General features: G+C 61.9%; 21 protein-coding genes. 8 read left to right on the top strand and 13 right to left on the bottom strand.

Features of this window, described 5'->3' with window-relative positions; all coding sequences use genetic code 11:
* Positions 1–14 precede the first annotated feature (14 nt).
* On the top strand, positions 15–986 hold the full coding sequence (locus ABEH27_RS06210) for a CobW family GTP-binding protein (RefSeq protein WP_346612716.1): 972 nt from the start codon (positions 15–17) through the stop codon (positions 984–986).
* Here the strand turns inward: ABEH27_RS06210 and ABEH27_RS06205 are convergent, their stop codons facing one another.
* Positions 987–1,379: a DUF3301 domain-containing protein gene (locus tag ABEH27_RS06205; RefSeq protein WP_346612715.1), complete on the bottom strand. Its 393-nt coding sequence runs from the start codon at positions 1,377–1,379 to the stop codon at positions 987–989. It abuts the gene before it with no gap.
* Between the two features lie 120 nt (positions 1,380–1,499).
* Here ABEH27_RS06205 and pdxY point away from each other — a divergent pair, with 120 nt between their 5' ends.
* On the top strand, positions 1,500–2,372 hold the full coding sequence (pdxY, locus tag ABEH27_RS06200) for a pyridoxal kinase PdxY (RefSeq protein ID WP_346612714.1): 873 nt from the start codon (positions 1,500–1,502) through the stop codon (positions 2,370–2,372).
* On the opposite strand, the gene ABEH27_RS06195 is transcribed toward pdxY, so the two are convergent.
* Positions 2,369–2,854 carry an acyl-CoA thioesterase gene (locus ABEH27_RS06195; RefSeq protein ID WP_346612713.1) on the bottom strand — a complete coding sequence of 162 codons (486 nt, stop codon included), beginning with the start codon at positions 2,852–2,854 and terminating at the stop codon, positions 2,369–2,371. The two genes, pdxY and ABEH27_RS06195, sit on opposite strands and share 4 nt — an antisense overlap.
* Before the next feature lie 322 nt (positions 2,855–3,176).
* Between ABEH27_RS06195 and ABEH27_RS06190 the strand changes: the two genes are divergently transcribed.
* Complete coding sequence (locus tag ABEH27_RS06190; protein WP_346612712.1) at positions 3,177–4,937, top strand: cation:proton antiporter; 1,761 nt, start codon at positions 3,177–3,179, stop codon at positions 4,935–4,937.
* Between the two features lie 132 nt (positions 4,938–5,069).
* On the opposite strand, the gene ABEH27_RS06185 is transcribed toward ABEH27_RS06190, so the two are convergent.
* The 5 genes from ABEH27_RS06185 to zwf all read right to left on the bottom strand — a co-directional run bounded on the left by ABEH27_RS06185 (position 5,070) and on the right by zwf (position 10,831).
* Positions 5,070–5,477 (bottom strand): SMI1/KNR4 family protein, encoded by a 408-nt coding sequence (locus tag ABEH27_RS06185; protein ID WP_346612711.1) that lies wholly within the window; start codon positions 5,475–5,477, stop codon positions 5,070–5,072.
* Positions 5,478–5,591: 114 nt separating this feature from the next.
* Positions 5,592–6,446, bottom strand: a complete 855-nt coding sequence (locus ABEH27_RS06180) for a TIM44-like domain-containing protein (RefSeq protein WP_346612710.1) — start codon at positions 6,444–6,446, stop codon at positions 5,592–5,594.
* A 158-nt stretch (positions 6,447–6,604) separates the two neighbouring features.
* The gene (uvrD, locus tag ABEH27_RS06175) at positions 6,605–8,794 is read right to left on the bottom strand and encodes a DNA helicase II (RefSeq protein WP_346612709.1); all 2,190 of its coding nucleotides are present in this window, start codon (positions 8,792–8,794) and stop codon (positions 6,605–6,607) included.
* 136 nt (positions 8,795–8,930) lie between these two features.
* A complete protein-coding gene (locus ABEH27_RS06170; protein WP_346612708.1) occupies positions 8,931–9,248 on the bottom strand; it encodes a hypothetical protein in 318 nt (105 codons plus the stop codon).
* A gap of 140 nt (positions 9,249–9,388) precedes the next feature.
* Complete coding sequence (gene zwf, locus ABEH27_RS06165) at positions 9,389–10,831, bottom strand: glucose-6-phosphate dehydrogenase (RefSeq protein WP_346612707.1); 1,443 nt, start codon at positions 10,829–10,831, stop codon at positions 9,389–9,391.
* A gap of 103 nt (positions 10,832–10,934) precedes the next feature.
* On the opposite strand from zwf, the gene hexR reads away from it, so the two are divergent.
* Both hexR and ABEH27_RS06155 read left to right on the top strand, forming a co-directional pair.
* Positions 10,935–11,801, top strand: coding sequence for a transcriptional regulator HexR (gene hexR, locus ABEH27_RS06160; RefSeq protein WP_346612706.1), 867 nt, complete (start codon positions 10,935–10,937; stop codon positions 11,799–11,801).
* Between the two features lie 113 nt (positions 11,802–11,914).
* On the top strand, positions 11,915–12,133 hold the full coding sequence (locus tag ABEH27_RS06155) for a hypothetical protein (RefSeq protein ID WP_346612705.1): 219 nt from the start codon (positions 11,915–11,917) through the stop codon (positions 12,131–12,133).
* Here ABEH27_RS06155 and ABEH27_RS06150 read toward each other — a convergent pair.
* On the bottom strand, positions 12,075–13,022 hold the full coding sequence (locus ABEH27_RS06150; protein ID WP_346612859.1) for a LysR family transcriptional regulator: 948 nt from the start codon (positions 13,020–13,022) through the stop codon (positions 12,075–12,077). The two genes, ABEH27_RS06155 and ABEH27_RS06150, sit on opposite strands and share 59 nt — an antisense overlap.
* Before the next feature lie 203 nt (positions 13,023–13,225).
* Here ABEH27_RS06150 and ABEH27_RS06145 point away from each other — a divergent pair, with 203 nt between their 5' ends.
* Together ABEH27_RS06145 and oadA are read left to right on the top strand one after the other, a co-directional pair.
* Complete coding sequence (locus tag ABEH27_RS06145) at positions 13,226–14,641, top strand: acetyl-CoA carboxylase biotin carboxylase subunit (protein ID WP_346612704.1); 1,416 nt, start codon at positions 13,226–13,228, stop codon at positions 14,639–14,641.
* A gap of 11 nt (positions 14,642–14,652) precedes the next feature.
* Positions 14,653–16,461: a sodium-extruding oxaloacetate decarboxylase subunit alpha gene (gene oadA / locus ABEH27_RS06140; protein ID WP_346612703.1), complete on the top strand. Its 1,809-nt coding sequence runs from the start codon at positions 14,653–14,655 to the stop codon at positions 16,459–16,461.
* Positions 16,462–16,539: 78 nt separating this feature from the next.
* Here the strand turns inward: oadA and ABEH27_RS06135 are convergent, their stop codons facing one another.
* The 3 genes from ABEH27_RS06135 to ABEH27_RS06125 are packed head-to-tail and all read right to left on the bottom strand — an operon-like array spanning position 16,540 to position 18,306.
* Complete coding sequence (locus ABEH27_RS06135) at positions 16,540–17,211, bottom strand: GNAT family protein (RefSeq protein ID WP_346612702.1); 672 nt, start codon at positions 17,209–17,211, stop codon at positions 16,540–16,542.
* A 6-nt stretch (positions 17,212–17,217) separates the two neighbouring features.
* Positions 17,218–17,664: a GNAT family N-acetyltransferase gene (locus ABEH27_RS06130; RefSeq protein ID WP_346612701.1), complete on the bottom strand. Its 447-nt coding sequence runs from the start codon at positions 17,662–17,664 to the stop codon at positions 17,218–17,220.
* Positions 17,665–17,676: 12 nt separating this feature from the next.
* Complete coding sequence (locus ABEH27_RS06125) at positions 17,677–18,306, bottom strand: FMN-binding negative transcriptional regulator (RefSeq protein WP_346612700.1); 630 nt, start codon at positions 18,304–18,306, stop codon at positions 17,677–17,679.
* A gap of 90 nt (positions 18,307–18,396) precedes the next feature.
* On the opposite strand from ABEH27_RS06125, the gene ABEH27_RS06120 reads away from it, so the two are divergent.
* On the top strand, positions 18,397–19,926 hold the full coding sequence (locus ABEH27_RS06120) for a PLP-dependent aminotransferase family protein (protein WP_346612699.1): 1,530 nt from the start codon (positions 18,397–18,399) through the stop codon (positions 19,924–19,926).
* A gap of 124 nt (positions 19,927–20,050) precedes the next feature.
* On the opposite strand, the gene ABEH27_RS06115 is transcribed toward ABEH27_RS06120, so the two are convergent.
* Positions 20,051–21,154 carry a polyamine ABC transporter substrate-binding protein gene (locus ABEH27_RS06115; protein WP_346612698.1) on the bottom strand — a complete coding sequence of 368 codons (1,104 nt, stop codon included), beginning with the start codon at positions 21,152–21,154 and terminating at the stop codon, positions 20,051–20,053.
* Between the two features lie 2 nt (positions 21,155–21,156).
* On the bottom strand, positions 21,157–22,197 hold the full coding sequence (locus tag ABEH27_RS06110; protein WP_346612697.1) for a histone deacetylase family protein: 1,041 nt from the start codon (positions 22,195–22,197) through the stop codon (positions 21,157–21,159).
* Positions 22,198–22,258: the final 61 nt, after the last annotated feature.

Raw genomic sequence — 22,258 nt, 5'->3', positions numbered from 1 at the left:
CCAGAAGTAGGCCCATGCTGCAGAACATCCCTACCCACGTCATCGCCGGCCCTCTGGGGGCTGGCAAGACCAGCGTCATTCGCCAGTTGATGGCTCAGCGCCCAGCCGGTGAGCGCTGGGCTGTGCTGGTCAATGAATTCGGCCAGGTTGGCCTCGATGCGGCGCTTCTCAGCCGCGATGAAGACGGCATCGCCATCGCGGAAGTGGCGGGTGGTTGCCTGTGCTGCGTGAATGGCGCGCCGTTCCAGGTCGGCTTGGGCCGCCTGTTGCGCAAAGCTCGACCGGATCGCTTGTTCATCGAGCCTTCGGGGCTGGGGCATCCCCTGCAGTTACTGAATCAGCTGAAGCAAGCCCCCTGGAAGGGTGTGCTGGCGGTGCAGCCGCTGGTAATGGTCGTGGATGCTCAAGCACTGATTCGGGGTGATCAGTTGCCCTGTGCACAACTAGAGGCATTACAAGCGACTTCACTGGTGATTTTCAACAAGAGCGAAGGTGTTGATGAAAATCATAGGTTGTTGATAAATAAGGAATTTGCCGAAATTGCTGGGTGTTGGACAGTGCAGGGGATGTTAGCAATTTCCAGTCTTCCGCTTTCATCCACAGAGCGTTATTTGCCGTTTTTTGTGGATAATTCCCGTGTGGATAGTCCATCCACAGGCTTGACTACCCTGTGGACAGATCCTCATCGGCCAATTTGTCACGCTCAGCAAGGTGACGGGGGCTGGAGCATCGGTTGGCGTTGGCATCCCAGCCAGCAGTTTTATCCACAGGCCTTGAGGACTTTCCTTGATGGGCTTCATTGGCGCCGGGCCAAGGGTGTTATCCACACCTCTGATGGTTGGCAGTCCTTCAACGGCCTCGACGGCGACCTGCCAGCCTGGCAGGCGAGTGACTGGCGCAAGGACACGCGCATCGAGCTGATCTTCGACCAGCCGCAACCTCAGCAAGCCCTGCAAGCCGCATTAGATGAATGCCGTGTGGCGTGATCAATTGCGCCAGCGATTGTGCTCCTGGCGCCACTGCTGCATCTCGATCACGTTGCCGCTGCGTGGCGGGGTATTGATTTCGAACGGGTAGGGCGCCAGTTCAATCTGCACGCTGTGGGCACCGAACTGGGTCACCGTACCTGGGTGGCGTTGTTCGCCGGTGACGGTGAATTCGAAGGCGTACACCCGGGCCAGGCGTTTTCTGCCGTTGGCGTCGCGGATGAACGCGATGCGCTTGAGCGCGACGGCATCGTCGAGCAACTCAAGGTCAAGCTTGGCGCAGTGCTGTTTGACCCGCTCCAGGGCTTTTTCGCGCAGCCCATGGTTGTGCCATAACCAAGCGCCTGCCGTGGCCACCAGCATCAGGACGAAGAGATTCTCCAGGGTCAACATTTGCATATGCTCCAAACAGGTCGATCCAGCTTAACTGCGTCCCTGGTCTGTCGTACAGGTGGCAATCGAGTTCATACTGCGCGACGCACAATCCTTGAAACAGCTTTGGAAAACGCTCGCATGAAACGTACCCCGCACCTGCTCGCCATTCAGTCCCACGTGGTGTTCGGCCACGCCGGCAACAGCGCCGCGGTGTTCCCCATGCAGCGGATCGGGGTCAATGTCTGGCCGCTCAACACCGTGCAGTTCTCCAATCACACTCAGTATGGCCAGTGGGCAGGAGAAGTGCTTGCTCCAGCGCAAATTCCTGCGCTGGTGGAAGGCATTTCCAACATCGGGGAATTGGGCCACTGCGATGCCGTGCTGTCTGGCTACTTGGGCAGCGCCGAACAGGGCCGGGCGATACTCGCGGGCGTGGCGCGGATCAAGGCGGTGAATCCGAGGGCACTGTACCTGTGCGACCCGGTCATGGGCCACGCGGAAAAGGGCTGCATCGTCCCGCAGGAGGTCAGCGAGTTCTTGCTGGAAGAGGCGGCGGCCCAGGCGGACATACTGTGCCCCAACCAGCTGGAGCTGGACAGTTTCTGCGGCCGGCGGGCGCAGTCGCTGGAAGATTGCGTCAGCATGGCCCGTGGGCTGCTGGAGCGCGGGCCACAGGTGGTGCTGGTCAAGCATCTGTATTATCCGGGGCGTGCCGAAGACATGTTCGAGATGTTGCTGGTCACCCGAGACGAAAGCTGGCACCTGCGCCGCCCGCTGCTGGCATTCCCGCGCCAGCCGGTAGGGGTAGGCGACTTGACCTCCGGGCTCTTCCTCGCACGGGTACTACTGGGTGACAGCTGGGTGCAGGCGTTCGAGTTCACCGCAGCGGCGGTGCATGAAGTACTGCTGGAGACCCAGGCCTGCACCCGCTACGAGTTGCAGCTGGTGCGGGCTCAAGACCGTATCGCCCATCCGCGCGTGCGCTTCGAGGCGCAGCGCCTGGCGTTTTAAAGCGCGTCGGTCTTCAGGTCCTGGTAACGCTTTTCCAGCTCCTGGCGGATCTGCCGGCGCTGCTGGCCCTGTAGGAAACGGCGTTTTTCTTCACTTGAATGCGGTTGGCGCGGCGGTACTGCTACCGGGCGACGGTTGTCATCGACCGCAACCATGGTGAAGAAGCAGCTATTGGAATGGCGCACCGAGCGCTCTCGGATGTTCTCGGTCACTACCTTGATGCCCACCTCCATGGAGGTATTGCCGGTGTAGTTGACCGAGGCCAGGAACGTCACAAGCTCGCCGACATGCACCGGCTCGCGGAAGATCACCTGGTCGACCGACAACGTGACCACATAGCTGCCGGCATAACGGCTGGCGCAGGCGTAGGCCACTTCATCGAGGTACTTGAGCAGGGTGCCGCCATGTACGTTGCCAGAAAAGTTGGCCATGTCCGGGGTCATCAGGACGGTCATGCTCAGCTGGGCGTTTCCAGGTTCCATAGTGTGCTCACGGTGAGGTTGCGCTGAATCGGGGCGGGTATCTGCTGACACTTCTGTTTCCCCTCTTGAAGTTTTGCCTTCCTGGTACGGGACGTTGGCTGACGCTCCGTCGTCACGCCGATCATGCCATCAGGGGCCGTTAACCGGCCGATCTGTTTCTGCATATTGCACCGGCATTTTGCGGCGGGGTGCGATGTTAACCTGAGTACGCCCATGCATCATGGGCCTTCCTGCATTCAATACAGTATGTACTTGCTGCTCGCTCGGGTTTGCCTAGGCAGAGGAGCGGTCTGCCCGGGCATCGAGAAAGGAGTATCGCGCCATGCATGCCATCAGCTTCATCCAGGATCTGGCAGTGATCATGCTGGTCGCCGGGGTGGTGACGATTCTCTTTCATCGGCTCAAGCAGCCAGTGGTGCTGGGCTACATCGTCGCCGGCTTCATCATCGGCCCGCATACCCCACCGTTTGGCCTGATCCACGACGAAGACACGATCAAGACCCTGGCGGAGCTGGGGGTGATTTTCCTGATGTTCTGCCTCGGGCTGGAGTTCAGCCTGCGCAAGCTGTTCAAGGTGGGGGCCACGGCGTTTATTGCAGCGTTCCTCGAAATCGTGCTGATGATCTGGATCGGTTTCGAGATTGGCCGCTGGTTCGGCTGGAACACCATGGATTCGCTGTTCCTCGGGGCGATCCTGGCCATTTCCTCGACCACCATCATCGTCAAAGCGCTCAACGACCTGAAGATGAAGAACGAGCGCTTTGCCCAGTTGATCTTCGGCGTGCTGATCGTCGAGGACATCCTCGGCATCGGCATCATCGCCCTGCTTTCAGGCATCGCGGTCAGTGGCTCGGTCAGTTCCGGCGAGGTGTTCTCCACAGTCGGCAAACTGTCGCTGTTCATGATAGTGGCGTTGGTCATCGGCATTCTGCTGGTGCCGCGGCTGCTCGCCTACGTGGCGAAATTCGAGAGCAACGAAATGTTGCTGATCACCGTGCTGGGGCTGTGCTTTGGCTTCTGCCTGCTGGTGGTAAAACTCGAGTACAGCATGGTACTGGGCGCCTTCCTGATCGGTGCGATCATGGCCGAGTCGCGCCAGTTGCTGAAAATCGAACGGTTGATCGAACCGGTGCGCGACCTGTTTAGCGCCATCTTCTTCGTCGCCATCGGCTTGATGATCGACCCCCAGGTGCTGCTCGACTACGCCTGGCCGATCGTGGTCATCACCCTGGCCGTGGTACTGGGCAAGATGCTGTCTTGCGGCATGGGCGCGTTCATTGCCGGCAATGACGGGCGTACCTCGTTGCGCGTAGGCATGGGGCTGTCACAGATTGGCGAATTTTCATTCATCATTGCGGCCCTGGGCATGACGCTGCAGGTGACCAGCGACTTCCTTTACCCGGTCGCCGTGGCGGTTTCGGCGATCACTACCTTGTTAACGCCGTACCTGATCCGTGCGGCCGACCCGCTGTCGATAAAGCTCGGCAAGGTTATGCCAAGCCGGCTATCGCGCGTGCTTTCACTGTATGGCGAGTGGTTACGCAGCATTCAGCCCCAAGGTGAGAGCGCGATGCTGGCGGCGATGATCCGCCGCATCCTGCTGCAGGTTGGGGTGAACCTGGCCCTGGTGATCGCAATCTTCTTCAGCGGTGGGTATTTTGCCGGGCGTATTGGCACGTGGCTCAGTGAGTGGGTCGGCGATGTCAGCCAGCAAAAGGCGATGATCTGGGGTGCAGCGCTGCTGCTTTCTTTGCCGTTCCTGATTGCGGCCTACCGCAAGCTCAAAGCACTTTCCATGTTGCTGGCCGAGATGGGCGTGAAGCCTGAAATGGCCGGCCGCCATACCCAGCGCGTGCGCCGTGTAGTGGCAGAGGTGATTCCGCTGCTGTCGCTGCTGGTGATCTTCCTGCTGCTGTCTGCATTGTCGGCGAGCATCCTGCCGACCAACGAACTGCTACTTATCATCGCAGTAGTGGCGGCGGTGGTGGTGGCGGTGCTCTGGCGCTGGTTCATCCGCGTGCATTCACGCATGCAGATCGCCTTGCTGGAAACGCTGGAGAACAGCCGCGAGAATTCGCACTGAGGGCATGCCTCTGCGCGAGGTTTGAGTGTCGGCCGAGGGGGGAGCGGTAGCGATGTCGCCAGGCGCAGAAAGCCTGGCGATAGTACGGCCACTGATAGCTAGGAGGTAGCACTTACTGCGGCGGGCTTTGAATCAGCTTTCGAGCCAGACGTCACGCGCCCAGTGCCAGACCGATTCCCAGCTTTCTTCGGTAACGATTTCTTCTTCAGCGGACCAGAGCACCACGGTGCCGTCTTCTTCCACGCAGTAGTAATCATCACCGTCCTGGCAGATCGGTATCAGTTCGCGCGGTACGCCTGCATCCCAGGCACTGGCCGCGACTTCAGGCAGATAGGTATGCGACTGTGGGTCGGTGACGGTCACCGGCTCCAGCGAGCCGTACACCACGTCGCTGACGGTCAGCAGAAACTCTTTGAACACGAACGGAATGTTGATGAACAGCTGTTCCTCGACCTCGACCAGCTGATCTTCGTCGGGAAGCTCCAGGGGTACCGGTACCGGCTCATTGGCTTCACGGAGTTGTTCGATCACTTCTTCCACGGTTCGTATCCTCTTACCTTGATGACAACGCTGCGCGTTATACCCTAGTAGGCCGGTCTGGCAAAAGCAAAAACCCCGGGGCAGGCCCGGGGTTTTTTGTGCAACGTGCGTCGGTTAGCCGTTTTGGCGGATACCGGCAACCAGCCAAGGCTGGTTCTCGCCCTGGGCACGAACCATGTGCCAGCTTTCGCTGAAGGCTTCGCCCTGGTCGAAGCGCGAGGTCTTCGACACACCACGGAAGGTCAGGGTGGCGTCGGTACGGTCGGCGCGATCGTCCACGCCATCCAGCTGCACTTCGAGGTTGTCGATGTACGTGGCCTGGAAGCCATCACCCAGGTCAGCGCGCTCACGCTTGAGGAACTCAAGCATCTGCGGTGTCACGAACTCGGCAATCTTGTCCATCTCGTTGGCATCCCAGTGCTGCTGCAGCGACTGGAAGTGGCTTTGGGCCGCGGCCAGGAAGCTCTGCTCGTTGAACCAGGCCGGGGCGTTGATTACCGGGGCAGCTGCAGCGGCAGGTGCGGCCGAACCACCGAAGATCGACGGCTGGGCAGGCTGGCCGTGCGCTTCACGTTGGAACGGCGCGTGGCCCGGAGCGGCCATTTGCGGCTGCTGCTGACGGCGTCGCGCGGCGATGAAGCGGAACACCAGGAAAGCGATCAAGGCGACGATCAGGAAGTCCATGATCTGCAAGCCTTCGAAGCCGTCACCCATGAACATGGATGCCAGCAGGCCGCCAGCGGCGAGGCCGGCGAGTGGGCCCAGCCAGCGCGAAGCACCGCTGGCGGCGGCCGGAGCGCGGCCCGGAGCGGTCGGCGCGGCGGCAGGCGTGGTTGGCGTAGCCTGGCGAGTCTGGTGAATAGGCGCGGAGCCCGAGCTCTTGCCGCCGCCGAAGCGCTTGGCGTTGGCGTCCAGGCTCAGCGTCAGGCCGACGCAGAGCGCCAGTGCGATGCTAAGAAAACGTTGCATAAATGGGATATCCCCTGTTGTGGATTGCACGCGCGTCATGTTGCACAGGTTCCCCGGCACATGACCAGCGACATAATGTTTCGAGCTTTTGCCTGAATGTTACAAGCAGCCAGGTCCGGCCTGTCGCGGGGCTGCCCGCGAACAGGGCCGGTGCGGCTTCAGATGGCCTCGAGCTTGGCATACCCCAGCATCAGCCACTTGCTGCCTTCGGCGAAGTTCACCTGCACCCGCGCCTGGGCACCGGAACCTTCGAAGTTGAGGATCACGCCTTCGCCAAAGACCGAATGCTGTACCCGCTGGCCGAGGTTGAACGAGGTCTGCGGAATATTGGCATTGGCGAACAGGCTGCTGGCGCCAGTGGCCTTGGCGCCGCCGAACGGGCGGCTGACGCTGTTGGAAAGGCGCACTTCCTGAACCAGGCCCGCCGGTATTTCCCGTACGAAGCGTGACACCTTGTTGTAGGTCTCACTGCCATACAGGCGGCGCGTTTCGGCATAAGTCATGAACAGCTGGCGCATGGCGCGGGTAATGCCCACATACGCCAGGCGGCGTTCCTCTTCAAGGCGGCCGGGCTCTTCCAGGCTCATCTTGTGGGGGAACAGGCCTTCTTCCATGCCCACCAGGAACACATAGGGGAATTCCAGGCCCTTGGCGCTGTGCAGTGTCATCAGCTGGATGCTGTCTTCGTGCTCGTCAGCCTGTGCTTCACCGGCTTCCAGCGAGGCGTGGCCGAGGAACGCCGACAGCGGCGAGAGGTCACCGTCATCGTCGCTGGTTTCGAAGTTGCGGGCGGCGCTGACCAGTTCCTCAAGGTTTTCTACCCGTGCCTGGCCCTTTTCACCCTTTTCTTCCTGGTGATAGAGGATCAGGCCGGACTGCTCGATGACCGTCTGGGTCATGGTGTGCAGCGGCATGTCCGCGACTTTGCCCGACAGATTCTCGATCAGTTCGATGAACGCGCCCAGCGCACTGGCGGCGCGGCCTTTGAGGGCCTTGGCGGCTAGCAGTTGGCACATGGCCCCCCACATCGACAGCTGGCTGTGGCGAGCGTGCTCACGGATGGCTTCGACAGTCTTCTCGCCAATGCCGCGCGGCGGCACATTGATTACCCGCTCCAGGGCCGCGTCGTTGCCACGCCCTTCCAGCAGGCGCAGGTAGGCCATGGCGTTCTTGATTTCGGCACGCTCGAAGAAGCGCTGGCCGCCATAGATGCGATACGGGATGCGTTCGCGCAGCAGGGCCTCTTCCAGCACCCGCGACTGGGCGTTGGAGCGATACAGGATGGCGATTTCGTTGCGCGAGCTGCCCTGCTTGATCAGGCTCTCGATGGTCTCGACCACGTAGCGCGCTTCGTCGTGCTCGTTATAAGCCGCGTACAGGGTGAGCGGCTCGCCTTCGCCCAGGTCGGTCCACAGCTCCTTGCCCAGGCGACCGCTGTTATTGGCGATCAAGGCGTTGGCCGCCTTGAGGATGCCACTGGTGGAGCGGTAGTTCTGCTCCAGGCGGATCATTTCGGCGTCTGGGAAGTCGGCCGTGTACTGGTGAATGTTCTCGATCTTGGCGCCGCGCCAGCCGTAGATCGACTGGTCGTCGTCGCCAACGGCCATCAGGCTGCCGCCGCCGCTGCCAGCCAGCAGGCGCAGCCAGGCGTACTGCACGGCGTTGGTGTCCTGGAACTCGTCCACCAGCAGGTGACGGAAGCGTCGCTGGTAGTGCTCGAGCAGGCCTGGGTTGTCGCGCCACAGGTCGAGGGCGCGCAGCAGGAGTTCGGAAAAGTCGATGACCCCGGCGCGCTCGCAGGCCTGTTCGTAGGCCTCATAGATGCTGCGCATGGTGCCCAGGAACAGGTCGCCGCTGGCTTGGATGTGCTGCGGGCGCAGGCCTTCGTCCTTCTGCCCGTTGATGAACCACTGGGCCTGGCGTGCCGGCCAGCGCTGCTCGTCGAGGCCAAGCTCGCGGATCACCCGCTTGACCAGCCGCTGCTGGTCATCGCTGTCCAGAATCTGGAAGTTCTGCACCAGCCGCGCTTCCTGCCAGTGTGCCCGCAACAGCCGGTGCGCCAGCCCGTGGAAGGTGCCCACCCACATGCCGGCAGGGTTGATGCCCAACAGTTGCTCGATACGCTGGCGCATCTCGGCGGCGGCCTTGTTGGTGAAGGTCACCGACAGGATCGAGTGCGGCGAGGCCTGCTCCACCTGGATCAGCCAGGCGATGCGGTGCACCAGCACGCGGGTTTTACCGGAGCCGGCGCCAGCAAGCACCAGCTGACGCCCGAGCGTGGCCGCGACGGCCTGGCGTTGGGCATCGTTGAGGGAATTCAGCAGGAGGGAGAGGTCATCTGTGTGCATCCGGCCATTCTAGGGGCAGGCCGGTTACGGGGCAAACGCCTACTGTATAAATGTTCACCTTCATGGGACGTCGCTCATCGGGTTTTGGCTGCAGCACAATGCCAAACCGCTCGCAGCGATCCGGCATTGTCAGCCATCAGTCGATGGCTACACGGTGCCCGATCTCGACTATCTGCGGGCCGTCGGGCTGGATGATTTCCAGCCTTTTCCACGAGCTCGCACGTTCGCGCCGGTAAAATACCGGTTTCTCGGTAAGAACCTGAAGGTTCGCTCCCCCCTTGTCCTCCAGATTCAGCTGAAGCACTTCCCAGCCACCTCTGTGACGTCTCTTGGGTTCTACCAGCACAGGCTCGATACCCGGGTGGGCAACGGTCACCGTTCCCTGAACTTCAAAGCAAGTCGGTTGGCCTGGAACTTCAAGGTTGTACGCATACAGATTTTCGATTTTGCTCATGATGGATCCCTTGGCAGTTGAGTTTACGCCAGAGGCGCAGTGCGACTTTCTCTACTGCACGGGAGCATTGGGAGCGGGACGGCTTTCTTCTGTGTCAACGGTTGCCCTGCATTGGGGAACGACTGAAATCGGCAATGGCTTCAGCTATGCCAGGTTCTGCCCTGATGTGCCAGCAGGCTGTTGGCTTGCTCTGGGCCGCTGCTACCTGCGGCGTAGTGGCGGGGCGCTTGAAAGTGATCCTCCCAACCCTGGATGATCGGATCGATCCACGCCCATGCCGCTTCAACTTCGTCGCGCCGCATGAACAGGGTAGAGTCCCCCTCCAGTACATCCAGCAGCAAGCGCTCGTAGGCCTCCCAGCGACGGGTCTGGCCGAAGACTTGCGCCAGGTTCAGGTCGAGGTCGACCGGCTCCAGGCGCATGCCCTTGCCCGGGCTCTTGGTCATCATGCGCAGGCTGATGCGCTCGTCTGGCTGCAACTGGATCAGTAGCTGGTTGACCTGGCCGCCGCTGAACAGCTCATGCGGCACGGGCTTGAACTGAATGACGATCTGCGACGAACGACGCGCCATGCGTTTGCCGGTGCGCAGGTAGAAAGGCACGCCGGCCCAGCGCCAGTTGTCGATGTGGGCGTGCACGGCGACGAAGGTTTCGGTGTCGCTGTCGTTGTCCACGTCTTTCTCGAAGTAATAGGCAGGCACTTCCTGACCGCCGATTCGCCCCGCACCGTATTGGCCGCGCACGGTCTTGTCCTGCACGTCCTGGCCGGTGATCGGCTTGAGGGCACGCAGGATCTTCACCTTCTCGTCGCGCACCGCCTCGGCTTCGAACTGCGCGGGCGGCTCCATGGCCACCAGGCACAGCAGCTGCAGCAAGTGGTTTTGCAGCATGTCGCGTGTTGCACCAGCGCGGTCGTAGTAGCCGCCACGGTTCTCTACACCGAGGGTTTCGCAGACGCTGATCTGTACATGGTCGACCTGCCCGTTGCGCCACACCGGTTCAAGCAGCGCATTGGCGAAGCGCAGGGCCATGAGGTTCTGTACCGTCTCCTTGCCCAGGTAGTGGTCGATCCGAAATACCTGGGATTCGTCAAATACTGCGCCGATCGCTTCGTTGATGGCGGTGGCCGACTCCAGCGAATGGCCGATCGGTTTTTCAAGCACGATGCGCGCTTCGTGGTCCGCGAGCCCGGCCACGCGCAGGTTATTGGCAATCGGCACGAACAGGTTGGGCGCGGTGGCCAGGTAATAAATGCGGGCCAGCCCGCCAGGTTCGCCGAGGTAACGCGCCAGCCGGCCAAAATCGGCGCTCTGCGCAGCATCCATGGGGAAGTAGTCCAGGCGTGCGCAAAAGCGTTGCCACACGTCTTCATCGAAGTCGTTTCGGGCGATCTGCGCCCGGCAGTGGCGTTCTGCGAGCCTGAGGTACTCGTTGCGCGTTATGTTGCGCCGGGCCAGGGCAATGACGCGCACGGCAGGGTTCAGACGCGCCTCGCGGTACAGGTGATAGAGCGCTGGCAGCAGTTTATGCAGGGCCAGATCGCCGGTGCCGCCGAACACCAGAATGTCGCAAGGAATCGTCAAACCGCCACTCTCCACGTTCGTTTAACTGGGCGGGTTGGCGTCCATGTAGTATAACTACAAGAAAGCTACATCCCGGCCAGCCGATCATAACCGAGTCCAGCCCGTGAATCTGTTGCAACATATCGCCCAATCGCGCCACCTGCTGCGCAAATCGGAATTGAAAGTGGCAGACCATGTGCTGCTAGACCCGGCTGCCGTCATGCACAGCTCGATGGCCGACCTGGCGCACAACGTGGGCATCAGCGAGCCGACCATCGTGCGCTTCTGCCGGGCGATTGGCTGTTCGGGCTTTCAGGACCTCAAGCTAAAGCTGGCGCAGAGCCTGGCCGCTGGCGCCAGTTTCGGTCAGTTTGCGATCCATGAAGACGACTCGGTTGCCGACTACAGCCTGAAGATTTTCGACACCACCCTGCACACCCTGATGGAAGTGCGCGAGCACCTCGACCCGCAGGCGTTGCAGCGCGCGGTGAGTGCCATGGCCCAGGCGCAGCGTGTGGAGTTTTATGGTTTCGGTGCGTCCGGCGCGGTAGCGGCTGACGCTCAACACAAGTTCTTTCGGCTGCTGCTGAGTGCCGCGGCCTATTCTGACCCGCACATGCAGGCGATGTCGGCGGTCACGCTCAAGCCGGGTGACGTGGCGGTGTGCATATCTCAGTCCGGCCGATCCAAGGATTTGCTGATTACTGCCAACCTGGTGCGAGAGAGCGGCGCCAACCTGATCACCTTGTGCCCGAGCCAAACCCCATTGGCGGAGCTGTCTACCGTCAACCTGGCGATCGATGTACACGAGGACACCGAAATCTACACCCCGTTGACCTCGCGTATCGCCCACCTGGTGGTGATCGACGTGCTGGCCATGGGCGTGGCCATGGCCCGCGGGCCGAGCCTGGTCAATCACCTGAAGAGCGTCAAGCGCAGCTTGCGCAGCCTGCGGTTGTCACCCAAGTCGATCAAGGCGATGGACGACTGATCGAGGGTGTAGGCAGCAGCTGCAAATTTCACCGATTTGTCACCATTTCTCAGCAAAACGGTAAACCATTGAAGCCAGTCTGAAGCTCCTCGCACTCGATCAGGGAGACAGGCATGGCTCGTGATTTCGATGGCTCGTACCTACCAAACGCCAAGGCTCGCAAACAGCAGGAAAGGGATCAGCGCCGCATGGAGTACCGCCGCGCGATCGAAAGCTATTGCGACCAACGACAACTGCTCCGCGACCTGGCGGACTACCCTGAGCTGCAAGAGCTCACGGTGTGGCAGGCTTCAGCTGCGGCTTCCCCGAAAAACGTTCAACAAGCGCGCTGATCAGCGCACGTTCGCTGCGGATGAACGCCAGGAACGCCAAGGCGACCGGCGACTGCCGCTTGGCCTTGGCCTGCACCACGCACCAGCTGCGATACAGGGGCAATTCCTCCACCGGCAACTCCCTTAGCACCCCTGCAGCCAATTCCATATTGACGGCGTGGCGGGTCAGCAGGGCAATGCCCAGGCCTGCGATCACGCATTCGCGCTGGGCATCTGCCGAGGCCACTTCAAGCGTCTGGGTGAAGTGCACGCGCTTGTCCTTGAAGTACTCCTCGCAGGCCTTGCGCGTACCCGACCCCTGTTCACGGACCAGCAAGGTATGAGGCTCCAGGTCTTGCAGGCGCAGTTGCTCAAGCTTGCACAGGGCATGGTCCGGCGGCGCCACGGCGACGATCGGGTTGTTCAGAAACGGCAGAAACTCCAGGCCCATGTCCTGCGGCACCATCGACATGATGATCAGGTCGTCGCGGTTATCGGAAAGGCGCCGGATCGCCTGGGCGCGGTTGACCACCGTGAGGGTCAGGTTGACCTCCGGGTGGCGCTGCTTGAAGGCGGCGAACAGGTGTGGCACGAAGTACTTGGCGCTGGATTCGATCGCCAGTTTAAGCTGCCCTTGCAGTGAGCCCTGCATGTCTGACAGTTGCATGTCGAGGCTTTCCAGGCGCCCGAAAATATCCCGGCTGGCCCGTTGCAGCGCCTCGGCGGCTTCGGTCAGGTAGAGTTTTTTGCCGACATACTCAAACAACGGCTGCCCAACCAGTTCCTCCAGCTGGCGGATTTGTAGACTTACGGCGGGTTGCGTCAGCGCCATCTCTTCCGCCGCACGGCTGTACGAGCGCAAATCACACACTTCGTTAAAGATCTGCAACTGACGCAAAGTCATACGCATCAATGACTTACGCATTTTTTACCTGCTCCGGCAAAACCTTGTTACTCAACTATAAGCTTTTGCTAATACAGCCCCTAACAAATATTGATTTTTGTTTATCGACCTACAGCGCTAGGGTGAATACGCGACTGGCCAGCGACGTCTGGTCACGCGCCGACCGGTAGAACCGGGTCGACTGTTCCTACGGCTTTGGGAAGACTCCAGTGATAAAAAAAATCCTGATCGCCAACCGGGGTGAAATCGCAGTGCGGATCGTGCGTGCCTGCGCCGAGATGGGCATTCGCTCTGTCGCGATCTATTCCGACGCCGACCGTCACGCCTTGCACGTCAAGCGCGCCGACGAGGCCTACAGCATTGGTGCCGAGCCGCTGGCCGGCTACCTGAACCCGCGCAAGCTGGTAAACCTCGCTGTCGAAACCGGCTGTGATGCCCTGCACCCGGGCTATGGTTTCCTGTCGGAAAACGCTGAACTGGCAGAGATATGCGCCGAGCGCGGGATCAAGTTCATCGGCCCGGCGGCCGAGGTCATTCGCCGCATGGGCGACAAGACCGAAGCGCGCCGCACCATGATCCAGGCCGGGGTGCCCGTGACCCCTGGTACCGAAGGCAACGTTGCCGACATCCACGAAGCCCTGAGTGAAGGCGAGCGCATCGGCTACCCGGTGATGCTCAAGGCCACCTCGGGCGGCGGCGGGCGTGGTATTCGCCGTTGCAACAGCCGTGAAGAACTGGAGCAGAACTTCCCGCGGGTCATTTCCGAGGCCACTAAAGCCTTCGGTTCGGCGGAAGTGTTCCTGGAAAAGTGCATCGTCAACCCAAAGCACATCGAAGCGCAGATCCTCGGTGACAGCTTCGGCAACGTGGTGCACCTGTTCGAGCGCGACTGCTCGATCCAGCGCCGTAACCAGAAGCTCATCGAAATTGCCCCGAGCCCGCAGCTCACTCCCGAACAGCGCGCCTACATCGGCGACCTGGCGGTACGTGCGGCCAAGGCGGTGAACTACGAGAACGCCGGTACCGTGGAGTTCCTGCTCGCCGAGGGCGAGGTGTACTTCATGGAGATGAACACCCGCGTGCAGGTGGAACACACCATCACCGAAGAAATCACCGGTATCGACATTGTCCGCGAGCAGATCCGCATCGCCTCGGGCCTGCCGCTGTCGGTCAAGCAGGAAGACATCCAGCACCGCGGCTTCGCGTTGCAGTTCCGCATCAACGCCGAAGACCCGAAGAACAACTTCCTGCCCAGCTTCGGCAAGATCACCCGTTACTACGCCCCCGGCGGCCCGGGCGTGCGCACCGACACAGCCATCTACACCGGCTACACCATTCCGCCGTTCTACGACTCCATGTGCCTGAAACTGGTGGTTTGGGCGTTGACCTGGGAAGAAGCCATGGACCGCGGCCTGCGGGCCCTGGATGACATGCGCGTGCAAGGGGTGAAGACCACCGCCGCGTACTACCAGGAGATCCTGCGCAATCCAGAATTCCGTAGCGGCCAGTTCAACACCAGCTTCGTCGAAAGCCACCCTGAACTGACCAACTACTCGATCAAGCGCAAACCCGAAGAGCTGGCCCTGGCCATCGCCGCCGCCATCGCCGCCCACGCAGGCCTGTGAGGAATCCAATAATGTCCAAGAAAATCCACGTAACCGACACGATCCTGCGCGACGCCCACCAGTCCCTGCTGGCCACCCGCATGCGTACCGAAGATATGCTGCCGATCTGCGACAAGCTCGACAAGGTCGGCTACTGGTCGCTCGAAGTGTGGGGCGGCGCAACCTTCGACGCCTGCGTGCGCTTCCTCAAGGAAGACCCGTGGGAGCGCCTGCGCAAGCTGCGCAATGCCTTGCCCAACACCCGCCTGCAGATGCTCCTGCGCGGTCAGAACCTGCTGGGCTACCGCCACTACAGCGATGACGTGGTCAAAGCGTTCGTGGCCAAGGCTGCGGTCAACGGCATCGACGTGTTCCGCATCTTCGACGCCATGAACGACGTGCGTAACCTGCGTGTGGCCATCGAGGCAGTGAAGGCTGCCGGCAAGCATGCCCAAGGCACCATCGCCTACACCACCAGCCCGGTGCACACCATCGAGGCCTTCGTGAACCAGGCCAAGCAGATGGAAGCCATGGGCTGCGACTCGGTGGCGATCAAGGACATGGCCGGCCTGCTGACCCCTTACGCCACCGGCGAGCTGGTCAAGGCGCTGAAGGCCGAGCAATCGCTGCCGGTGTTCATCCACTCCCACGACACCGCTGGCCTGGCCGCCATGTGCCAGCTCAAGGCCGTGGAAAATGGCGCTGATCACATCGATACCGCCATCTCCAGCTTCGCCTGGGGCACCAGCCACCCGGGTACCGAATCGATGGTCGCTGCGCTCAAGGGCAGCGAGTTCGACACTGGCCTGGACCTGGAGTTGTTGCAGGAGATCGGCCTGTACTTCTATGCCGTGCGCAAGAAGTACCACCAGTTCGAGAGCGAGTTCACCGCCGTGGACACCCGCGTGCAGGTCAACCAGGTGCCGGGCGGGATGATTTCCAACCTGGCCAACCAGCTCAAGGAGCAGGGCGCGCTGAACCGCATGAACGAAGTGCTGGCGGAAATCCCGCGGGTGCGCGAAGACCTCGGCTTCCCGCCGCTGGTGACGCCGACCTCGCAGATCGTTGGCACCCAAGCGTTCTTCAACGTGCTGGCCGGTGAGCGCTACAAGACCATCACCAACGAAGTGAAGTTGTACCTGCAAGGCGGTTACGGCAAGGCCCCGGGTGTGGTGAATGAACAGCTGCGCCGCCAGGCGATCGGCAGCGAAGACGTGATCGACGTGCGCCCGGCCGACCTGCTCAAGCCGGAAATGGCCAAGCTGCGTGCCGACATCGGCGCGCTGGCGCGCAGTGAAGAGGACGTGCTGACCTTTGCCATGTTCCCGGACATTGGCCGCAAGTTCCTCGAAGAACGCGAAGCCGGCACGCTGACCCCCGAAGCCCTGTTGCCGATCCCTGAAGCCGGCGCAGTCGCCGCCCCTGGCGGTGAGGGCGTGCCGACCGAGTTCGTCATCGACGTGCACGGCGAAACCTACCGCGTCGACATCACCGGTGTGGGCGTCAAGGCCGAAGGCAAGCGCCACTTCTACCTGTCGATCGACGGCATGCCGGAAGAAGTGGTGTTCGAGCCACTCAACGAGTTCGTCGGTGGCGGCAGCAGCAAGCGCAAGCAGGCCAGCGCCCCAGGCCATGTCAGCACCACCATGCCAGGCAACATCGTCGATGTACTGGTCAAGGAAGGCGACACGGTCAAGGCAGGCCAGGCCGTGCTGATCACCGAAGCGATGAAGATGGAAACCGAAGTGCAGGCGGCCATCGCCGGCAAGGTCGTGGCCATCCATGTCGCCAAGGGTGATCGCGTCACGCCGGGTGAGATCCTGATCGAGATCGAGGGCTGACAGAAGCCCTCATCTACTAGCGGTTAACCTCTGGGGGGCGGATGCTCCCCTTTTTTTTATACCGGCCTCCCACCGCTTTCAGCCGTTGCGGCACGCCTCAAGCGTCCTCAGTTGCCCCTCAGCCCGCTGATTCTCCTCGCTTAGCCACCGCTCGAACCCGGCGGCCACCTGCGGCCATTCATCATCGGTGATCGAATACCACGCCGTATCGCGGTTATGGTCCTTCACCACCAGGTGCTTGCGGAACACCCCCTCAAACTGGAAACCGAAGCGCTCGGCTGCACGCTTGGAGCGGGCATTGGCATTGTTGCACTTCCACTCCAGGCGGCGGTTGCCCAGTTCGAAGCCGAGCTTGGCCAGCAGGTACACCGCTTCGGTGCTCTTCGGCGTGCGCTGCATGGGGGCGCCGAAGGCGATATGGCCGATCTCGATGCGCCCGTGGTCGGGCACGATCGACATCAGCGTGAGAATGCCTTGGGCCTGGCCGCTGATCCGGTCGATGACGGTGTAGTACAGCGGATCGCGCCCGGCGGCGTTACCTTCCAGCCAGCGGTCGAAGGAAGCCCGCTCGGTGAAGGGGCCGTAGGGCAGGTAATCCCAAAGCACGGGATCGGAATCCGGGCCCTGCAGCGCTTTCCACAGATCGTCACCGTGGCGTGCGGGGTCGAGTTTTTCCGGGCGGATGAAGCGGCCTTCGATAGCCCCGGCCTGCGGGGTGGTGGCAGGTTTCCAGTTCAATGCGTCAGCCATGTCTGCCTACAGCCCTTTGCGAAATTGGATGAAGCCCGGCCGCTCGGCAACCTGCTCGTACAGGCTGATGGCAGTGGCGTTGGTTTCGTGGGTCAGCCAGTGCACCTTGATACACCCGTCGGCCTTGGCCGTGGCGTAGACGTGCTCGATCAGCTGGCGGCCGATGCCCAGGCCACGCTGTGTGCTGTCCACATAGAGGTCCTGCAGGTAGCAGGAGTTCTCGATGCTCCAGTTGGAACGATGGTAGATGAAGTTGACCATCCCCACCGCCTTGCCATCGACCCAGGCCAGGGTCGAATGGGTGGGTTCGTTCGGGTCGAGCAGGCGCTGCCAGGTGCTGAGGCTGACCTCATCGGCCAGCTCGGTCTGGTAAAAGCGCAGGTACGCCTGCCACAGGGCAAGCCAGGCGGCGTGGTCTTGGGCGCTGACAGGGCGCAGGGTAACGCTGGGCATGGGGCTATTCCTTCAGAGCTGGCGCATCTGCGCCGCGAGTTGGTTGTCCAGGTAATCGGTGCTGCTGCTCAGGCCGTCGCGCACGCCGGCGATGTCTTGTGCCGAACGGTTCTGGCTGAGCTTGCGCGCGCCTTGCAGGCGGGCGATGGGCAGGCGGATGCCGACGATGGCGCGGAGCATGCCGTCGAGGTAGTCGCGGGGCGCATCGGCCACTTTCCACGGCTCGCTGCGGCCTTGTTCATGGCGATCGGTCAGGCGGCTGACGATGTTGAGCAGGGGCGCTGCTTCGTGGATAACCTCGACCGGGCCGTACGCATGCACGGCCAGGTAGTTCCAGGTGGGCACCACTTTGGGGTTCTCCGCCTTGCTGGGGTAGTACGCGGGGCTGACATAGGCATCGGCGCCGGGGAATACCAGCAGCGCTTCGCCGCCTTGCTCCAGGTCTTGCCATTGGCGATTGGCGCGTGCGAGATGGGCGTAGACGGTGCCGAACTCGCCCTCATCGGGATCGAGCAGAACGGGCAGGTGCGTGGCCAGCAGTCCCTGCGCGCCTTGGCTCACCAACACAGCCAGGCGGGTATCGAGCATGTGCTGATGCAAGCGCTCGCGGTCGTGTTCCTGGTGGGGCTTGCTGTTGTACATGTGCAGGTTCCTTGTCGAATGGCTCCATCCTAGGCAGGCTATTGGCTCAGGGTAAGATCCATTAACAACAGTTTTGATAGGTCCAATGCCATGACCGTGCGTCCTCTTGTGTTGCCTTTCGATTGCGCCGGCCTAGTGCTGGACCGCCGCCGTGGGCTCAGCCAGCAGCTGTACGAGGCTTTGCGTGCTCGGGTGTTGGATGGGCGTCTGAGCAGTGGCACGCGGCTGCCGGCGACCCGCGATCTGGCGAACATGCTGGCGCTTTCGCGCAACAGCGTGGTGCGTGCCTACGACCAGTTGTATGCCGAGGGCTATATCGAAAGCCGTGTAGGGGATGGCACTTATGTAAGCCGGCTGGAAAAACTATCCACACAACTATCCACAGGGTTATCCCGGGGTTTATCAACAGGTTTATCCACATTTTCATCGGATAATACTGAGGATTTATCCAGCAACACACTGTCCAGTGAGCCGTTGGAACGTCTGAAAATTCACCATTTGCCGCTCCCAAGACCGGGTGCACCGCGTGCTTTTCGCGTGGGCATCCCGGCATTCGACCTGTTCCCGTTCGGCGTGTGGGCCAAGCTGCAGGCGGGTTTCTGGCGCAATCCGGACCCTGCGCAATTGGGCTACGGTGACCCAGCAGGCGAGTTCACGCTGCGCGAACTGATCGCCGCTTACCTGCGACGGTCACGGGGCCTGTCCTGCACGGCTGAACAAATTGTGATCACCAGTGGCGCGCAGCAAGCCATTAGCCTTTGTGCACAGTTGCTGTTGCAGCCAGGCGACGGTGTGGCTATGGAAAACCCTGGCTATCGCGCCGCCGGCCATACTTTCGCCGTTGCCGGCGCCAAGGTGACGGGTATTGCGGTGGATGGGGAGGGCATGGATTGCGCGCGTCTGGAGCAACTGCGGGACTGTCGCCTCGCCTACGTCACACCCGCTCACCAGTACCCGACCGGGGTGACCATGAGCCTGGCCCGGCGCCTGGCGCTGCTGGCCTGGGCCGAGCGTCATGATGGCTGGGTCGTAGAGGACGATTACGACGGCGAGTACCGCTACAGCGGTGCGCCCCTGGCGCCGCTGGCGGCGCTGGACCGCCAAGGGCGGGTGCTGTACGTCGGCACGTTTGGCAAGATCGCCTTCCCGGCGTTGCGGCTTGGCTACCTGGTGCTGCCGGCACGCCTGGTTCAGGCGTTCAGCCAGGGCAGGGCGTTAGCGATGCGGCATTCCGAGGTGGGCACCCAGTGTGTGATGGCCGAATTCATGGCTCAAGGGCACTTCCAGCGGCATATCCGCCGTATGCGCCGGGCGGCGTTGAGCCGGCGCAATGTGCTCAAGGCCGGTTGGCCTGTGGATGTGCCGGGGCTTGGGGCGATGCCTGAAGTGGCAGCTGGGCTGCATGTGAAAGTGGATGTGGATAACTTTGCGCGTGAGCAGGAGCTGGTGGCCAGGGCAGAGGCGGCCGGGGTGGAAGTGAATCCGCTGAGCAGCTATTGGCTGGAGGATAGCGAGGTGCCTGTGGATAACCGTGCGGGGCTGGTGCTGGGGTTTGCGGCGGTGCCGGAGGGGGAAATTGCCGAGGCGTTGATGCGGTTGCGCAAGGCGTGGAGAAAGTAGGGGGCCGCAATGCGGCCCAATCGCCGGCAAGCCGGCTCCTACAAGTAGATCACTGCCTTGAGAACAGTAGAGAACCTGTGGGAGCCGGCTGGCCGGCGATTGGGCTGCGCAGCAGCCCTCAGGCTCAGGTCCCGGACTTGATCTTGGTCCAGGCCCGTGTCCGCGCCCGCTCTGCCTCGCGCGTCAAAGGCTTGAGCGTATACAGCTTGGCCATCGCGTCCGCGGTCGGGTACAGGTTGGGGTTGTTGCGGATCGACGGGCTGACCTTGTCGGTCGCATCCTTGTTCGGGTTCGGGTACCCCACAAAGTCGCTGATCGGCGCGATCACTTCCGGGCGCAGCAGGTAGTTGATGAACGTATGCGCATCCTCCGGGTTGGCCGCCCCCTTGGGTATCGCCAGCATGTCGAACCAGATCGGTGCGCCTTCCTTGGGCAGGCGCATGTCCACCACCACACCGTTCTTCGCGTCCCGTGCGCGGTTGGCGGCTTGCGAGAAGCTGCCGGAATAACCGACTGCGACACAGATGTCACCATTGGCGATGTCCGCCATGTACTTGGAGGAGTGGAAGTAGGTGACGTGTGGGCGGATCTTCAGCAGCAAGGCCTCAGCCTTCTTGTAGTCGTCCGGCTTGTCGCTGTTCGGGTCCAGGCCCAGGTACTTCAACGCCAGCGGCAGGATCTCCGACGGCGAGTCAAGTAGCGCCACGCCGCACTGTTTGAGTTTGGCGATGTTCTCTTCCTTGAAGATCAGGTCCCAGCTGTCCACTGGCGCCTGGTCGCCGAGCACGGCCTTGACCTTGTCCGGGTTGAAGCCGATCAGCACGGTGCCGTACATGTAGGGTACGGCGAACTTGTTGCCCGGGTCGTTGGCCTCGATCAGCTTCATCAGCGCCGGGTCCAGGTGTTGCCAGTTCGGCAGCTTGCTGCGGTCCAGTGGCTGGAACACGCCCGCTTCGATCTGCTTGGCCAGGAACACGTTGGACGGCACCACCACGTCGTAGCCGGAGTTGCCAGTCAGCAGCTTGGCCTCCAGTGCTTCGTTGGTGTCGAAGATGTCGTAGGTCAGCTTGACGCCGCTGTCCTTCTGGAAATCGGTCAAGGTCTGCGGGGTGATGTAGTCGAACCAGTTGTACACACGCAACGTGCGTTGTTCTGCATGGGCCTGGATGGCGCCAGTGAACAGGGTGGCAGCGATGAACGGGGCGAGCAGACGCTTGAGTCGGACCATTATCAGGCTCCTGGCTGGGCGCGCTGGAAGCCTTCCAGCACATTGACCGCGTTGATACCGATTTCTTCCACAGCGTAGCCGCCTTCCATCACGAACAGGGTCGGCTTGCCGAGTTGGGCAATGCGTTTGCCCATTTCCAGGTAGTCCGGGCTGTCCAGCTTGAACTGGGAGATCGGGTCGTCCTTGAAGGTGTCCACGCCGAGTGAGATCACCAGGACATCAGCGTCATAGGCGGCAATGCGCTGGCAGGCCGCTTCCAGAGCCGCACTCCAGGCCGCCCAGTCGCTGCCGGCTGGCAGCGGGTAGTTGACGTTGCAGCCAAGGCCTGCGCCTTCACCGGTTTCGTCGGCATAGCCGAGGAAGAACGGGAACTCGGCCTGTGGGTCGCCGTGGATCGAAGCGAAGAACACGTCGTCGCGCGAGTAGAAGATGTCCTGGGTGCCGTTGCCGTGGTGGTAGTCCACGTCGAGGATGGCCACTTTGGTATGGCCTTGGTCGAGGAAGGCTTGGGCGGCAATCGCGGCGTTGTTCAGGTAGCAATAACCACCCATGACCTCGGCTGCAGCATGGTGCCCTGGTGGGCGGCACAGGGCGAAGGCGCAATGGGCGCCTTGCTGGATCGCAGCCTGGGCAGTGAGCGCAACTTGGGCAGCACTGTAGGCGGCCTGCCATGTGCCTGCGGTAATTGGCGCGCCAGCATCGAAGCTGTAGTAACCCAGCTCGCCGTGCAGACCGGTCGGTTTGACCTGGCGCAGGGTGCGGGCTGGCCAGGTGAAGGGCAGCAGGTCGCCGTCGTGGCCCAGGGCGGCCCAGCGTGCCCAGGCACCTTCGAAGAAGTTGAGGTAGTCGGCGCTGTGGATGCGCTGCAGCGGCGCGCGGCCGAAATCGGTCGGGCCCTGGATGTCGCCCAGGTTGCGCTTTTTCACCTGGTCGAGCACATGGTCGGCGCGCGAAGGCATTTCGAAGCAAGGCATCAGCTTGCCGTCGATCAGCTCGCAGCGGCCGTGGTGCAGGCGGTGATCATCGGAATAGATCGTCAGCATTGTTGTTCTCCGGTGGTACTGGCGTTGGCCCATTTTCACGGGCGCCTCGGCGCGGGAGAAC

The sequence above is a fragment of the Pseudomonas sp. P39-UII1 genome (genome assembly GCF_039672635.1).
GTDB lineage: Bacteria > Pseudomonadota > Gammaproteobacteria > Pseudomonadales > Pseudomonadaceae > Aquipseudomonas.
The sequence above is the reverse complement of the archived record's forward strand: the minus strand, read 5'-3'. Positions and strand labels throughout refer to the sequence as shown.